The 15,794-nt window shown below is 39.3% G+C and carries 14 protein-coding genes; 4 read left to right on the forward strand and 10 right to left on the reverse strand.

The genetic code is table 11. From position 1 onward, the window contains the following. Positions 1-15 precede the first annotated feature (15 nt). The 7 genes from OFO12_RS05740 to OFO12_RS05770 form a co-directional block, all read right to left on the reverse strand. Positions 16-735: a nitrate reductase cytochrome c-type subunit gene (locus OFO12_RS05740; RefSeq protein WP_270859414.1), complete on the reverse strand. Its 720-nt coding sequence runs from the start codon at positions 733-735 to the stop codon at positions 16-18. After that, positions 732-1,511, reverse strand: a complete 780-nt coding sequence (gene napH / locus OFO12_RS05745; RefSeq protein ID WP_270869796.1) for a quinol dehydrogenase ferredoxin subunit NapH — start codon at positions 1,509-1,511, stop codon at positions 732-734. The genes OFO12_RS05740 and napH overlap by 4 nt, the downstream gene beginning before the upstream one ends. Beyond that, positions 1,508-2,248 (reverse strand): ferredoxin-type protein NapG, encoded by a 741-nt coding sequence (napG, locus tag OFO12_RS05750; protein ID WP_270866451.1) that lies wholly within the window; start codon positions 2,246-2,248, stop codon positions 1,508-1,510. The genes napH and napG overlap by 4 nt, the downstream gene beginning before the upstream one ends. A 2-nt stretch (positions 2,249-2,250) precedes the next feature. After that, on the reverse strand, positions 2,251-5,028 hold the full coding sequence (napA, locus tag OFO12_RS05755; RefSeq protein ID WP_270869797.1) for a nitrate reductase catalytic subunit NapA: 2,778 nt from the start codon (positions 5,026-5,028) through the stop codon (positions 2,251-2,253). Between the two features lie 293 nt (positions 5,029-5,321). After that, positions 5,322-7,193: a molecular chaperone DnaK gene (dnaK, locus tag OFO12_RS05760; protein ID WP_270864873.1), complete on the reverse strand. Its 1,872-nt coding sequence runs from the start codon at positions 7,191-7,193 to the stop codon at positions 5,322-5,324. A gap of 54 nt (positions 7,194-7,247) precedes the next feature. Continuing rightward, positions 7,248-7,868: a nucleotide exchange factor GrpE gene (locus OFO12_RS05765; RefSeq protein WP_270869798.1), complete on the reverse strand. Its 621-nt coding sequence runs from the start codon at positions 7,866-7,868 to the stop codon at positions 7,248-7,250. Continuing rightward, positions 7,865-8,653: an HrcA family transcriptional regulator gene (locus tag OFO12_RS05770; protein ID WP_270869799.1), complete on the reverse strand. Its 789-nt coding sequence runs from the start codon at positions 8,651-8,653 to the stop codon at positions 7,865-7,867. The genes OFO12_RS05765 and OFO12_RS05770 overlap by 4 nt, the downstream gene beginning before the upstream one ends. 338 nt (positions 8,654-8,991) lie before the next feature. Here OFO12_RS05770 and OFO12_RS05775 point away from each other — a divergent pair, with 338 nt between their 5' ends. Further along, positions 8,992-9,237, forward strand: coding sequence for an XRE family transcriptional regulator (locus OFO12_RS05775; protein WP_270859471.1), 246 nt, complete (start codon positions 8,992-8,994; stop codon positions 9,235-9,237). Position 9,238: 1 nt separating this feature from the next. After that, complete coding sequence (locus OFO12_RS05780; protein ID WP_270869800.1) at positions 9,239-9,364, forward strand: hypothetical protein; 126 nt, start codon at positions 9,239-9,241, stop codon at positions 9,362-9,364. Positions 9,365-9,729: 365 nt separating this feature from the next. Here OFO12_RS05780 and OFO12_RS05785 read toward each other — a convergent pair whose 3' ends face one another. The 3 genes from OFO12_RS05785 to ppk2 form a co-directional block, all read right to left on the reverse strand. After that, positions 9,730-10,008, reverse strand: a complete 279-nt coding sequence (locus OFO12_RS05785) for a hypothetical protein (protein WP_270869801.1) — start codon at positions 10,006-10,008, stop codon at positions 9,730-9,732. Positions 10,009-10,215: 207 nt separating this feature from the next. Then, positions 10,216-11,808 carry a long-chain-fatty-acid--CoA ligase gene (locus OFO12_RS05790; RefSeq protein ID WP_270869802.1) on the reverse strand — a complete coding sequence of 531 codons (1,593 nt, stop codon included), beginning with the start codon at positions 11,806-11,808 and terminating at the stop codon, positions 10,216-10,218. Positions 11,809-11,930: 122 nt separating this feature from the next. After that, on the reverse strand, positions 11,931-12,851 hold the full coding sequence (ppk2, locus tag OFO12_RS05795) for a polyphosphate kinase 2 (protein ID WP_442867879.1): 921 nt from the start codon (positions 12,849-12,851) through the stop codon (positions 11,931-11,933). A gap of 101 nt (positions 12,852-12,952) precedes the next feature. Between ppk2 and dsbD the strand changes: the two genes are divergently transcribed. Then, the gene (dsbD, locus tag OFO12_RS05800) at positions 12,953-14,731 is read left to right on the forward strand and encodes a protein-disulfide reductase DsbD (protein WP_270869803.1); all 1,779 of its coding nucleotides are present in this window, start codon (positions 12,953-12,955) and stop codon (positions 14,729-14,731) included. Between the two features lie 203 nt (positions 14,732-14,934). Then, positions 14,935-15,735, forward strand: a complete 801-nt coding sequence (locus OFO12_RS05805; RefSeq protein ID WP_270869804.1) for a hypothetical protein — start codon at positions 14,935-14,937, stop codon at positions 15,733-15,735. The last annotated feature ends 59 nt before the right edge of the window (positions 15,736-15,794 follow it).

The following is a 15,794-nucleotide window of genomic DNA, read 5'->3' on the forward strand; positions in this document are numbered from 1 at the left end:
CTCACAACAAAATGGTTATTTGATATCAGCGCCCTGATTTAAAATGTCAAGCAAATTTGAGCTAGTATTTGAGTCTGCAAAGCGACTAAAATCTGCTTCAAATTTGTTTTGAACTAGCTCGGTTGCGTTTGTTTGAATAACATGGCAAGAAACGCAGTCGTATCTAGCCATAGAAAGTGCGCCATCAAGGCTCTTTTGATTCTCATCACGCAAATCCGCTAAGTGGCTTTGTGGGACTGATTTGATCTGCATAGCCTGTGCAGCCTCTGGAAGGTGGCATGTGGTGCACATGTTGTTTTCGGCTGTGATAGGTAGCATATCGTCCAAAGTGTGTGGGATTAGCGGAGGAGCGTTCTCGAAGCTTCTCTCGAATACCATATTTTCGCCTGGTGCGCCACCTTTTACCTCATAAGTAGGCAAGGTTAGGTTTTCGTTAGTGTAATCCTCTCTAAATTTAGGACTTTGCGCAAGCTCTAAATTTGGTATATCTTCCTTTTTCTCGACAACCGGCGCTGGTGCGGCTGGCTCTTGTGGTGCAGCAGCTGGCGCTACCTCTGCCTTAGGCGCTTCTGCTTTTACTTCGTTAGTAGCAGCAGGTGCTGAGGCGGCTTGTGTTTGCGCTACTGGTTGGTTTGTATTTGAGCTCGCTTTGCCTTTTTCATCTTGGCAACCGCTCAAACCCAAACAACAAATTGTAGCTGCAACAAGGCTTAAAAAAGCAAATTTCTTTTTCATTTTTTTACTCCTAGTATGCTAAAATTTAACGCATCATCATCGCAAATTTGGACACATCTACCGCAACTTATGCACTCAGAATCGATTTTAAAACTCTCTTTTGAGACCATTTTTAACACCTGAACCTCAGGGCAAACGCTCTTGCATTTGTTGCATTTGGTGCATTTGTTTGCATTATGATAAATGCGAATTAAGCTAAATTTACTTGCTATCGCCCAAAATCCCCCTAGTGGGCATATATGGGAACATATTATTCTATTTCCTGCGAAAATTTCAAATATCACAATGATTGCGGCTATACTAAATGCGCTAACGCTAAGGCTAACGACCGCTCTTGTGAAAAATCCGACGAAATTTAGTATCTCAAAGGCTGCTATACTAAATAATCCGCTACAAAGTAGGACTAAAACTAACAAATAGTATCTAGCGTTTTTGCTGACGCTAAACATTTTGGTTTGGATATTGAAAACTTTTCTTATCCAAGCTGCCAAATCTGTTAGGATATTGATAGGACATACCCAACCGCAAAAAGCTCGTGGCGCAATCAAAGCGTAAAACACAAATATGATTAACGCGCCAACTATGCTAAGCGCACCTAGGCTAAAACTTGCCAAAAATAGTTGAAGCACGGCAAAAGGATCGCTTAAATTTATAACTCCAAAAAGCACTGACGAACTTAAATTTCCTTGCAAAATTTTAAATCCATAGCAGTTTCCAGCTATGAAAAGGCCAAGGATTAGGAATTGAACTAATCTTCTTAAAAGTGTGTATTTCATAGCTCGCCTCCGTTTAAGTAATCAATACCTTTTTTCAAATTTAAGTTGATTTGGCTATCAGCGTCTTTTAGCTTCGCGTCATCGCCTTCGATCCAACCTTTGACATAGTTGTCATTTACCTTGCCTAAAACCGAATTTCGTGGTAGCACCGTAATGGCTGCTTTTTCGGTTATACAGGCTTTCTCGCATTTTCCACACCCTGTGCAGTAATCGCTATCTACAACAGGTAGCAAAAACGCGTGTTTTTCTGTCCTTGTGTTGCGTTTGTATTCGATAAATAGTGCCTTATCCATGACAGGGCAGGCTCTATAACATGCATCGCATTGAATTCCAAAATATGCAACGCAGTTTTTCTGATCTACTACCGCAACGCCCATTTGTGCTTTGTTGATATTTAATTTGTCATTTTCGCTAACTTTTTGTTTATCTAACGCGCTAGTTGGGCACGCTACTGTGCAAGGGATATCCTGGCACATATAGCATGGAGTTAGTCTCGGCTGGAAAAACGGAGTTCCGTTTGGCACTCCGCTATCGCCAAATTCTGCTAGTTTTAGTGTATCAAATGGACATGCTTCGACACACAGCCCGCAACGAATACATTTGCTCATAAATTCTTTTTCATCAAGGGCACCTGGCGGTCTTAGACGGATTTTATCCTCTGCTCTGGCAAATTCACAAAATCCACTTCCGCCTGCTACAAGCAGTCCTAATAAACCTAAAACTTCGCGTCTTTCCATAATTATGCCTTATAAATTTTTACTGCGCATTTTTTATAGTCTGTCTCTTTTGAAAGAGGGCAGGTCGCGTCTAGACAAACTTTGTTGATAAATACATTTTCATCAAACCAAGGAACATAAACAAGACCCACAGGTGGAACATTTCTACCTCTGAAATCGACTCTTGCTTTTACTTTTCCTCTTCTTGATTCTACCCATACAATATCATTTTGAGCTATGCCCATTTTATCGCCGTCTGCTTTGTTCATAAAGCATAGAGCTTCTGGAACAGCGCGGTAAAGCTCAGGAACACGCATTGTCATAGAGCCTGAGTGCCAGTGTTCTAGGACGCGTCCTGTGCATAGCCAGAATGGATACTCTTCGCTTGGCATTTCGCATGGATCCATGTAAGGGCGGAAGAAAATTTTACCTTTGTTTTTAAATGAAGTTTTCTCATCGCCTGAGGTTGCGCTTTTCATATCGCCTGTCGGCAATGCGCCTTGGTTACCATAAAATGCGAAATCGCCGTCTGGATTAGCTTTTTTAGCGTAAGTGTCGTATTTGGTATTAAATCTCCATTGAGTCTCTTTACCATCGACAACTGGCCATCTGAGACCTCTAACTCTGTGATATGTATCAAAATCAGCTAAATCGTGTCCGTGTCCGTCGCCGAAAATTCTATACTCTTCGAATAGATATTTATGCACGAAGAATCCATAGCCTTTAAATACCTCTCCGTCGCTTCCTACGACATTTCTACTATCGCCGAAAACTTCGGTGCAGTCAAAGCCTGCGATGATTGGATCATCTGCTTTGTATTCAAGTGCGCGTTTGTTAGCGAACAATACATCAAATAGAGTATCTTCTGGATCGTAACCCATTTTTTTCGCTTCTTCTAAAACATCTGGCAAGGTTAGCTTATCATCGATTTTTCTCTCGCCCCAGAAATCTTTAATTTTAAAGCGTTTTGAGAATTCTAAAATTTGCCATGTATCGCTCATCGCTTCGCCTACTGGCAATACTTGTTGTCGCCAGTGTTGAGTTCTACGCTCAGCATTACCATAAGCTCCCCATTTCTCATAAATCATAGCAGTTGGTAAAATCAAATCCGCTACTTTTGCAGATACGCCCGGATATGGATCGCTTACTACGATGAAGTTATCCATTTCTCTTGCTGCTTTGATCCAGTGATTTGCATTTGCAGTATTATGCCATGGGTTATTTACATGAACCCAAGCAAATTTAACCGCGCCGTCTTCAATATCTCTCATTAGTTTTACATAAGGGAAGCCTGGGCGCGGGTTGATTGTGCCAGCAGGGATTTGCCATACTTTTTCAGTCATTTCTCTGTGTTTTGGATTTGCTACAACCATATCGGCTGGCAATCTGTGGCAGAAAGTTCCTACCTCGCGTGCAGTTCCGCAAGCGCTTGGTTGTCCTGTTAGTGAGAACGCGCCTTCGCCTGGTTTTGCTTGTTTGCCTAACAAGAAATGCACCATATAGCTTTGCTCATTTACCCAAGTTCCTCTTTGGTGTTGATTCATACCCATTGTCCAAAAGCTTACTACTTTTCTGCCTTTTTCGACATATAAATCAACTAAGCCTTGAAGTTTTTTCTTGAAAGTTTCTAAATCTTCGTTGTCATCGCCTTTGGCAAGTTTGGCAACGAAATCTAGTGTATAAGGCTCTAAGGCTTTTTTGAAATCTTCAAAACCGATTAGCCAGTGAGCGTCGGCTTTGCCATTGCTTTTATTTTCTAGCGTGTCGCCAGCTTTCATACCAAGGTATGATAGTGTTACGCCTTCGTTTTCGCTAAGAACTTTTGATAGCTCTTTTTCTACTGTATCGACCTCTTTTGGATCAAATTTAGGGTGTTTTGGATTTGGTCTCATACCGTAACCGATATCAACTGGACCTGTTGCAAACACGCAGTGCTCTTTGACAAATTTCTCATCAAACGCTTCTGGGTGGTTATAGACAATCTCGTGAGCGATCAAATTCCAAATCGCAAGGTCAGTATGAGGTTTGAAAATAATCTCAATATCAGCTATGCTTGAAGTTCTGCTTGAAAAAGTTGATAAATTTACAACTTTGTATTTATCAGGATTTTTAAGTTTAGCGTCATTTACGCGAGACCAAAGCACTGGGTGCATTTCGGCCATATTCGCGCCCCAGCAAACAACTGTATCAGTTAGCTCGATATCATCGAAGCAGCCTGACGGCTCATCTATACCAAATGTTTGCATAAACGCAACAACCGCACTTGCCATACAATGGCGAGCATTCGGGTCGATATTGTGAGATCTAAAACCTGCTTTGATAAGTTTGACAGCAGCGACACCTTCCATGATAGTGTATTGACCGCTACCAAATACAGCTAGGCCGCTTGGACCTTTTTCCTCGTAAGCTTTTCTGAATTGCGCTTCCATGACATCAAAAGCTTTTTTCCAGCTAACTTCGCCGAATTTACCTTTTTTGTCAAATTCGCCTTTTTCGTTCATACGCAAAAGAGGTTTTGTGATACGGTCCTCGCCATACATAATCTTAGCATTAAAATAACCTTTAATGCAGTTAAGACCACGATTTACAGGGCATAGTGGATCGCCTTTTACAGCTACGATTTTTCCGCCTTTTGTGGCAACCATAATACCACAACCAGTTCCGCAAAAACGACAAGCCGCTTTGTCCCAGCGCCAGTCTTTTTCGCCGTCAGCGGCACTAGCTAGGCTTGGGGCAGAAATTCCAGCGGCACTACACGCAGCAGCAGCTGCTGAACTTTTGATAAATTCTCGTCTGTCCATAGAATTATCCTTTCTTTCAAAGAAATTTGTGAAACACAAGGCAAATTATAACAAATTATTAATCAATTTTATTGATTTAAATCAATAAAATTTGCAATAAATCCCCAAATTTCTAATATGTATAAAATTATAATTTTTAAATTTAAATAAATTTAACACGATTTTGCGCTAATAATCGAATTTCTACAAATTTTGTATTGATATAGAATATTAATGTATGTGGATAAAATTAAAATTTGATATTTTGGAAATTTGGGCGGAAATTTGAGCTAGCAAGCTAGCTCAAATTTTATTTATTCGACTTCTGCGTCGATGACATCATCGTCTTTTTTAGCGTTGTTTGAATTTGCGCCTTGGTTTTGGTTCGCACTAGCTGCTTTGTAAAGATCCTCAGCTGCCTTGCTTAGGGCATTTACCTTAGCGTCAATTTGATCTTTTGTGGCGTTTTCGTTTTTGAGAACTTCTTTTAGATCATTTAGTGCGCTTTCGATGTTTGCTCTTAGCTCGCCTGGGACTTTTTCGCCCATTTCAGCAAGTGATTTTTCTGTTTGGTGAGCGATAGCGTCAGCGTGATTTCTAGCATCTACGCTTTCTTTGCGCTTTTTGTCCTCTTCTTTGTGAAGTTCAGCGTCTTTTACCATTTTGTCGATTTCCTCGTCGCTTAGACCGCTCGAACCAGTAATGCGAATATCAGTTGCCTTGCCTGTGGCTTTGTCTTTTGCGGTAACTGTTAAAATTCCGTTTGCGTCGATGTTAAACTCAACCTCGATTTGAGGCACACCGCGAGGGGCTGGCATAATGCCTTCTAGGTTGAAATTTCCTAGTGATTTGTTATCTCTGGCAAATTCTCTCTCACCTTGCAAGACATTGATCGTAACGGCTGTTTGATTATCCTCAGCAGTCGAGAAGACCTGTGATTTTTTGGTTGGGATTGTAGTGCCTTTGTCGATGATTTTAGTCATTACATTGCCAAGCGTTTCGATACCAAGGCTAAGTGGCGTAACATCAAGCAAAAGCACATCTTTTACATCGCCTTTGATAACAGCACCTTGCACACTTGCGCCGATTGCGACGACTTCGTCAGGATTGACGCTTTTATTTAGTTCTTTGCCAAATGCTTTTTTGACCTCTTCTTGCACAAGTGGCACACGAGTCGAGCCACCGACCATGACGACCTCTTTGACATCGCTCATACCAAGACCTGCTTCGCTAACTACGCGTTTTAGAGTATCGATTGTTTCATCGACTAGATTATCAATCATGCTCTCAAATTTAGCCCTAGTTATGGTTTTCATAAGGTGTTTTGGACCTGTGGCATCAGCTGTGATAAATGGTAAATTTACAGTTGTTTCCATTGCGCTTGAAAGTTCTTTTTTAGCGTTTTCAGCAGCTTCTTTTAGGCGTTGCATTGCCATAACATCATTTTTAAGGTCGATTCCGTTTTCTGCTTGGAATTCGCTTGCTAAAAAGTCGATTACTTTGTTGTCAAAATCATCGCCACCAAGGAAGGCATTTCCGCCAGTTGCTAGCACTTCGACCACGCTATCGCCGGTTTCTAGCACGGTAACATCAAATGTTCCGCCACCCAAATCATAAACTACGATTTTTTCGGCTTCTTTTTTGTCTAATCCATACGCCAAAGCTGCCGCAGTTGGCTCATTTACGATACGAAGGACATTTAGCCCTGCGATTGTGCCGGCTTCTTTTGTCGCTTTTCTTTGGCTATCGTTGAAATACGCAGGCACAGTGATGACCGCATCGACCACAGGCTCGCCCAAGAAGGCCTCTGCGTCCTCTTTTAGCTTGATTAAAACTTTTGCTGAAATTTCTTGTGGGGTATAGACTTTGCCCGCGATTTCGACCGCGCACGCGCCGTTGCGATCTACGATTTTATACGGAAGGCGTTTTTTGGCCTCTTGCGCGTTTTTTTCGTTCATCATCAAACCCATAATTCTTTTGATTGAATAAATCGTTTTTTCAGGGTTTGTTACGGCTTGGCGTTTGGCGCTGTCGCCGACTAAAACTTCGCCTTTGTCGGTAAATGCGACAACTGAGGGAGTTGTGTTTTTGCCCTCTTTGTTTGGTATGATTTTGCTCTCGCCTCGTTCAAAGATGCTAACGCAAGAGTTGGTTGTGCCTAAATCAATTCCAATTACTTTTCCCATGTTTTATCCTTTTTATTAAATTTTGTTTTCTTTGAAATTTGTAAATTTGCGGATTTACTTCGCCAAAATAACCATTACAGGGCGCAAAATTCGCTCTTTGTAAAGGTAACCTTTTTGCAAAACTTGGACTATGTCGTTTGTTTTGGCTCCCTCTTTTTCTACGAGTTGGATTGGGTAAAATTTACCGCTTTCACTCTCGTAGCCACTTTCGGTCGAAATCGGCGTAATGCCGTATTTTTCAAATGTGCTTAAAAACAAATTTATGCATTGCTTCACGCCTTCTTCAATTTTATCGGCTAGTTCGTTGCCCTCAATGTCGATTTTAGCGGCTTCTTCGAGTGCGTCGATTATCGGCAAGAGATCTTTTGCAAATTTTTCCGCCGCATACTCCACGGCTGTGGTTTTTTCGCGCTCCAAACGCTTTTTGATATTGTCGAAATCAGCACTAGCGCGGTAAAATTTATCCGTAATCTCGCTAAGTTCGTTTTGTAGCTTAGTGATTTCATCATCTTGCGCGCTTTCGCACTCACACTCGCTTTGTATCTCTTCGCTAAATTCATCGCCGTCGTCCGCTAGCGGGCTTTGGCAGCCGCAACCAGCGCCGCAGTTTTTGTGCTCTTTTTCCTCAAATTCACCTGCTGAATTTTGCGTTTTTTCGTCAAATTCTTGGCTCATGCTACTCCTTTACTAAATTTAAAAAATTTTTCATAATCCTCATAAACACTTCCAGCGCAAATCATTGTAGCGTCCTTGTTTTCGAATTTTACTGGGCATTTTATCCCCATAAAACCAGGCTCGAAATAGGGCGCAAAGATTAAATTTTTGTCAAAATTCACGGCGATTGAGGGGTTTAGCAAAATTTTAAATCTCTCATCTTTGAAAATTTTATACGCCATGACTTCGTTTGCGATAAACTCGATTTTTGAGTTTTTCAGCTCTCGGATTTTAGTGTTTAACTCCCTAAGACCGATTTGCATAGAGGCGACTTCCAAATCTTTGAGCGAAATTCCGATTAAATTCGACAAAAGCTCGAAAATTCTGCTATCAAATTTCAAAATAATCTCATCTTTGTCGAAAACCAAAATCATAAAACGCTCATCGTGCTTTATGACCTCGGTCAAACACTCGCTTTCTGCGCTAAAAATCATACAATAAATATCAAAATCCTCTAAGATTGCTTCTAACTCATCGCCGTCTCTTAGCGATAAAATCTCGCTAAAATCGAGCTTAGCGCGCCAGTAATCTTGCATGGTAGCTACTGTGGGGATACGCCCGCCACTGACATGAAGCTGCGTGATAGCGCCCTCGTCGCTGAGTTTTTTGAAATACACCCTAATCGTCGAGGCTGGTATAGCGACCTCCATGCGCCCGCCTAACTGCGACGAGCCAATCGGAGCGTTGAGGTCCAAATAGGCTTCGATGATAGAATCAAGTATCAAATCACGCTTGTTTGTTTTCATTTATTAGCACTCTTTCGTTTTGATTGCTAATATTATACAACATTGAGTGGCAAAATGTCAAGGTTTTTTAAAAATTTTAGCACTTTACTTGTTTGTTTGCTAAATTTTGAAATTTCAAAATTTTGTTTTGGGTGCAAAAATCGGCGGTTTCATAGCTAAATTTCCCCCTTAAAATTCTTGGAAATTTTGTAAAATTTTATGTTTGTTTTATGAGAAATTCTGTATAATTCACACGATATAACGCAAAAATTTACTAATTTTGCTTATAAACAATACAAAATTTAGATAAACTATACAGATTAATGTATAATTAATCCTAAAACTTGTATAATTTTGGCATGTTAGAAACGAGCGATATATTCAATATTTTGCATAATGCCGTCGAGGCAAAAAATATGGGCAAAAAGATTTCTCACGCTGTAATGGCGAAAAAGCTTGGCGTGTCGATGAGGACATACCAGGATTGGCGCCTTGGCACGACCAAACCGCAGGCAGCGACCGCGATTTGCCAAATGCTGTGTGAGCTCGATAGCGACGAGGCTTCTTTTGTGCTACATAAAATAAAAAAATTATTAGGAGACTAATATGTATAAGATTACATTGCAAGAAAAAATGGATTTACAAAGTGTATTTTGCGCAATTTATGTAAAAAAAGAGTCAAAATTTAGCGCATTTTATCGCGCGTTTTTTAGACGAATTTTGGCTAGATAATTTTGCTGAATTTAATAAAATTTGCAATCATTGATAGTTTTTTAGCTATCGATGATGCTTTTGTGTTTGAATTTGATTTTTGTAAATTTAAATCTAACGCATTGGGTTTAAATTTTTTAATTTTATAGCCGTAAAAATCGCAATTAAAAGTAATAATATTCCTAAAAGTGTGGTTATCTTGCGTTCTAAAATCCATGTGTTTAAATGTCCGAATAAATATATTGTTTCGCCATTGCAATATTCCATTTTTAAAATCGTGCTATTGTAATATTCTATAAATATACACTTCTTTTCATAATAAGCAATCTTCAATAAATCACTTAAATTTGCCCTTTTAAGACCATTTTCTCCATTATTAAAACTATCTACAAAATCGTTTCTAAAAAATAATTATCTATTTTTACTCTGCAAAATGCCGAGTGTTTAAAACCTGCTGGATAACATTTTAACTCTGTTATTATTCCAGCAACAGCCATTTTTTCATTTTCATTTGGAACATTATTATACGCCATTAAAAAGCACACTGGCGATAAAAGTGCCGACATTAAAAGCACAATTCCTAAAAAAATATGATTATTTTTAAAAGCAAATTTGATTAAATTATTAAATTTATCCACATAGTAAATCGGATTTTTAAATTTCATATTTTTCCTTATTTTTTTATTATTGCAAAAATTTATAAAACAAAATTTAAAGTAACTCCTAGTAATCAAATTTGCGAATTTTAAAATTTATATTATATAAAAAAATCAAGCTTTATGATGAAATTTAGGTATTGATTAGGATTTTGACCCGTCAAGAGAGTTAGCGACGGGTCAAATTTAAAGTTAAAATAAAATTAAAAAGCTAAATTATGCTTTTTCGCCTTCTTTTGCGATTTGCTCTTTTAATGCGCGTTTTAGAACCTTGCCAGTGGCGTTGCGTGGTAGATCTGGCACGAAATGCACGACCTTTGGAATTTTGTAGTTTGCTAGGTGATTTTTCAGATAAGTTTTGATTTCGCGTTCGCTTAATTTTTGATTTTCTTTGAGTTGCACGAAAGCTACGACCTCCTCATCTGCGTATTCATCTCTGATACCCACGACCGCACAGGCTTCGACTTGTGGCATTTTGTAGATGATTTCCTCGACTTCGCGCGGATAGACATTTATGCCTTTGGCGATGATGATATCTTTGATACGATCGACGATATAGATAAATCCCTCATCGTCCATATACGCAAGATCCCCTGTGCGAATCCAGCCGTTTGTCAGCGTCTCTTCTGGCGGGATATTTAGGTAGCCTTCCATGACGCAATCCCCGCGCACGATAATCTCGCCGATCTCGCCACGAGCGACTTCCATGGTTTCATCATTTACGATTTTGACCTCGTATCCATCAAGCGGGGTGCCTACGCTTAGGATTTTTTGTTTATCGTAGTAGTTCAGTGATACGATAGGCGAACACTCGCTAAGTCCATAACCCTCGATAAGGTGGGCTTTTGGGAATTTTTTGTAAAATTCGTCGATTGTTTGTTGCGCAAGAGGGGCTGCACCTGACATAAATACTCTAAGCTTATTAAACCATCTGAATTTCCAGCCAAGTTTCGCCTTGCCTAGCATTGTATAAACAGACGGGATTCCCAAAAATACCGTTGCTTTGCGTTTTAGGGCGGTATTTAGGACATTTGTGATAGGGAAAACTGATTTTAGAGCGATTATGCTCGCGCCGTTATATAGCGATAAAATCAGCGTCGCAGTCAGCGTGAAGCTATGAAACATCGGTAAAAATACCAAAAATCTATCCTTGCCACTCACATTGTAGCGAGGAGTGGCTTTATCGGCGTTTGAGAGTATATTTTTGTAGCGAATCATAGCGCCTTTTGGTCTGCCTGTCGTGCCTGAGGTATAGACGATATGGCTTAGATCGTTTTCGGTCGGAGATTTTGCGATTTCTAGCTTGGTTTTACAGGCTAGCACAGTATCAAAGCTGACATTGTGTTCGCTAAGTGCGCCTTGTGTTTGCGCGTTTGGAAGGGCTGAGTTTGGGGTTGGTTCATCGCTTTTGCCCTTGACCCAAATTATGCGTCTGATATCTGGTGCGCTAATGCTTTTAAGCTCCTTGCTAAGGGCGGTCGAAGCGAAAATTATGCGAGAGCGCGAATTGTCTAAAATATACTCAATTTCCTCGTTTTTAAGGAAGGTATTCATAGGCACAGCGACCGCGCCGATTGAGGTAATACCTAGAAAAATGGTGAAAAACTCATAGCCGTTTTGCACATACATAGCCACTCTATCGCCGAAGCGAATTCCGCTATTTTGCAAATACGCGCCAATCGCATCGACTTTGGCTTTAAGCTCTGCGTAGCTAATCTCCATATCTTCGTCATAAATTGCTATATGGCGAGATTTTTCGCTCGCATAGAAACTTAAATTTTGGTATAGATTTTCGAATTTATATGTCATGTTTTACCTTTGTGTGGTTTGGTTTCCCGCGAATTTTATCAAAATTTATATAAATTTAGTTAAATTAAATCAAAAATTTAAGAAAAGATAAATTTAGACGCACAAACGGCGTCTAAATTCGGTTATTTTTTATCTTTTGGCTTACCTGTGCCTAGTTTTACCTGTTTTTCGGCTTTTTGCGCTTTTTTTAGGGTTTCTAGTTTTTCCAAGCCCTCGTTTCTAAGGCTATTTTCCATAAGCATGATTTCTTCTGTGCCGGTTCTGACCAAATCCACATCGACTTTAAATTCGCTAGGATCGATTTTTTCATCATAATCAATTCTAGCTAAAATGCAGCGAAACGCATTTAATCTTGCGGCTTTTTTGTCATTACTATCTAGCACGATCCATGGCGCGATATCGGTGTTTGAGGCTAGTAGCATTGAATATTTTGCCAAAGTGTATTGCTCCCAAAGCTCTTGTGATTTGGCATCTACTGGGGAGAGTTTGTATTGTTTAAGAGGGTCTGTGCGACGCGCCTCGAAGCGTTTTTGTTGCTCCTCTTTTGAAACTGAGAAATAAAATTTGAACAAAATAATGCCAGAATTCGCTAGCATTTCCTCGAATTTCGGCACTTGGCGCAAAAATTCTTTGTGTTCAGCATCGGTGCAAAATCCCATTACAGGCTCGACCATAGCGCGGTTATACCAGCTTCTATCAAAAATCACGATTTCGCCCGCACTTGGCAAATGCGCGACATAGCGTTGGAAATACCATTGTGTTTTTTCGACATTGCTTGGCTTTTCGAGTGCGACTATACGGCAACCGCGTGGGTTTAGGTGCTCGGTTAGGCGTTTGATTGTGCCGCCTTTGCCCGCTGCGTCGCGACCTTCCATGATGATTAGGACTTTTAGCCCTTTATCTTTGACATAGCGTTGAAGTTTGAGTAACTCGATTTGAAATTTTACAAGCTCGCTCTCGTAAAATTCTTTGTTCATTTTTTTGATTTTTTTGCCCTCGTATGCGATTTGTTTGAGTTGTGTATCGCTTGTTTGTTCAGCCATTTTGTTCTCCTTTTTTGAAAATAAAACTTAAATTATACATTTAAAAGAATTAAAATTTAATATGTTTTTGATAATATTACGAAAAAATTTTAAGGCAAATAATGAGAATTTTATCTTTTCTTTTTTTATTTTTTATTACGCTTTTTGGCGAAGTAATCGCGCCAAATGAGGCCTTCATCGTCGATACAAACACAAGCGAAAGCGAAATTAGCTTAAATTTTCGCGTCGCAGATGAGATTTATATTTACAAAGATGAGATAAAAATTTTCATTGATAGCGCAGAAGTTAGCACACTTTTAAATTTACCAGAGCCAAAAGAGTATAAAAATCATCAAATTTATGACGGAAATTTCAGCATTGCCCTGCCTATGGGGCTAGTGCTTGCAAACGCAAAAGATAGCAAAAATTTTCAAATTTTAGTGAAATTTCTTGGTTGCACTGTGGGTGGGTTTTGCTACGAGCCACAAAACAGAGGCTTTGCGCTAAATAAAAGTGGCAAGAGCTATGAAATTTCGGCTGTGCAAAATGCAGGCGCAGGTATTTCGGGGCAAAATTTAGAACAAAATTTAGAGCAAAATTCAGGGAATTTTGGCTCAAATTTAAGCCAATCGCAAATTTTAGAAATTTTTGAAAACAAAAGCTTTTTTATGACCTTGATTTTATTCTTTGGTTTTGGCGTTTTGCTCTCCCTGACACCTTGCATTTATCCGCTCATACCGATACTCTCGTCGATTATCGTGGCTAAAACAGCTAGCAAGCCAAGCGTGAAATTAAGCCTGATTGTAAGCGTGATTTATGTGCTTGGCATGGCGAGTTCGTATGCGGTTTTGGGCGCTGGGGTGGCGGTTTTGGGCGAAAATTTGCAAGGTATTTTGCAAAATAAAATCGCCCTAATCATCACGGCTGCCATTTTTGTAGCTTTGGCGTTTTCGCTTTTTGGGCTTTATGAGATTAGGCTTCCTAGTGGGTTGCAAAATTTCCTAAGTGCCAAAAGCGACGCGAGAAGCGGATTTGTGGGTGTGTTTTTAATGGGGGCGATTTCATCACTTATGGTTAGCCCTTGCATTTCTGCTCCGCTAAGTGCTGCGCTAATATACATCGCAAATAGCGCAAACATCGCCCTTGGAGCTAGCGCGCTTTTTGCCTTGGGGCTTGGAAGCGGGGTTTTGCTCGTAATAATCGGGCTTGGAGGCGCGCTGCCGCGTCCAGGCGAGTGGATGGAAGTGGTGCCAAAAATCTTTGGATTTTTGCTTTTGTTTATGGCGGTTTGGATAGTGCGCTTCATAATCGGCGAAAATTTAGCACTGCTATTTTACGCGATTTTGTGCGCTTTAATGGCTGGGGTTTTGGGATTGTTTGATGCGCGCGCAAACGCACTAAAACGCGCACTCGCGCTTTTAACGCTAGTTTATAGCGTGCTTTTGCTAATCGGATTTGCAAGCGGGGCGAGGGATTTTACTAAGCCACTTAGCGAAATTTCGGCACAAAAGGGCGTAGCTACGCAAAAAGGCGATATGACGCAAAGCGCGAAAAATGGGGAAAATTTTATTTTCGTGCGAGATTTGGGCGAGTTATGCGAGGTGATTAAAGGCTCGCAAAAGCCCGTGATTGTGGATTTTTGGGCGCAGTGGTGCAAAAACTGCGAAGAGAGTGAAGCGGCGTTTGGCGATGAGAGTTTGGCTGAGATTTTGTCAAATTTCACGCTTGTTAAGGTTGATTTGACCCAAAACAGCCCCCAAATGAGCGAGATTAAAAAAGAATTTGGCATTATGGGACCGCCTGCGATTTTGTTTTTTAAAAACGGCAGTGAGCTAGAAAACCTGCGCCAAATCGGCGCTGTAAATTTAGAGAATTTATCGCATATTTTATCTCAAATTTGAAAATTTACTAATTTATTTGCTTTAATGCCAACGATTTTTCATCGCAAGAGGCTGTTATTTAGATAATCTATGAACTGCAAAACCACAGACGCTGAATTTACAAAAATTAGTATTTGATTTTTTTAATTTGATGTAAAATAACGCTAAGAAAAGTAAAAGTCACAGCAAAAAAGTGGCGTAAATTTGAAATTTAAAGGAAAATTATGAAACACAAAATTTTAATTTTATTATTTTTGATTTTTGGTTTAAATACTGCTCTGTTTGGGGAAAATTCAGATGAAATTTCAAATAAAAATTCAAAATATTTTTATGAATTTCACGAAGCTATACAAAATAAAAATTATCAAAAAATGCAAGAAATTTTAAAAATAAAACCAAATTTAATAAATTTAAAAGATAAAAGTGGCGCGAATTTACTACTAAAAAATGTGCTTGAAACAGACGCTTGTGATAACGAAATGGCAAATTTTCTGCTAAAAAATAGTTTAGAGGTTACCGTGCCGATACAGCTTGTAGAATTAGAATTTTGTGTTTTAACGCAAACGGCTTCAACCGAGTTAAAATATGAAAATACAAATAATATTTTTAGGCTAGGGCTTACACCAGACATAATGAAAAACTATTTGAAATTACATGGTGTAAATAGTGATTATTTAGCTAATTATCTCCATGATGACGAAGAATTATTTTTACTATTTTTAGAAAATAATTACTTTGAATTCGGTGAAAATTTCGACGAAATAAAGAATTTGGCATTTGATATTATTAGATTTGTTGAGCAATCAAGTGGCGGCAAGTATCACAAAGACAAACCAATTCCAAACGAAATTTTAGAATTTGTCAAATCTGAAAAATACGCCAAATTTCGCGACAACAAATTAAAAATAATGAATAAAATTTTAGACAAAAAGCCATTAAATGAGCTGAATAAAGGAAATAAATTTTGGCTTGAATTGCTTTATAAAATCACAAACGATGAAAAAATAAAAGAAATTTTAAATTAAGAAAGGATACAAAATGGCAGACAAAAACGATTATGACGAGGGAAGAGAGGCTGGGCGCT

The organism is Campylobacter sp. JMF_04 NA10, assembly GCF_027737655.1.
Classification (GTDB): Bacteria; Campylobacterota; Campylobacteria; order Campylobacterales; family Campylobacteraceae; genus Campylobacter_B.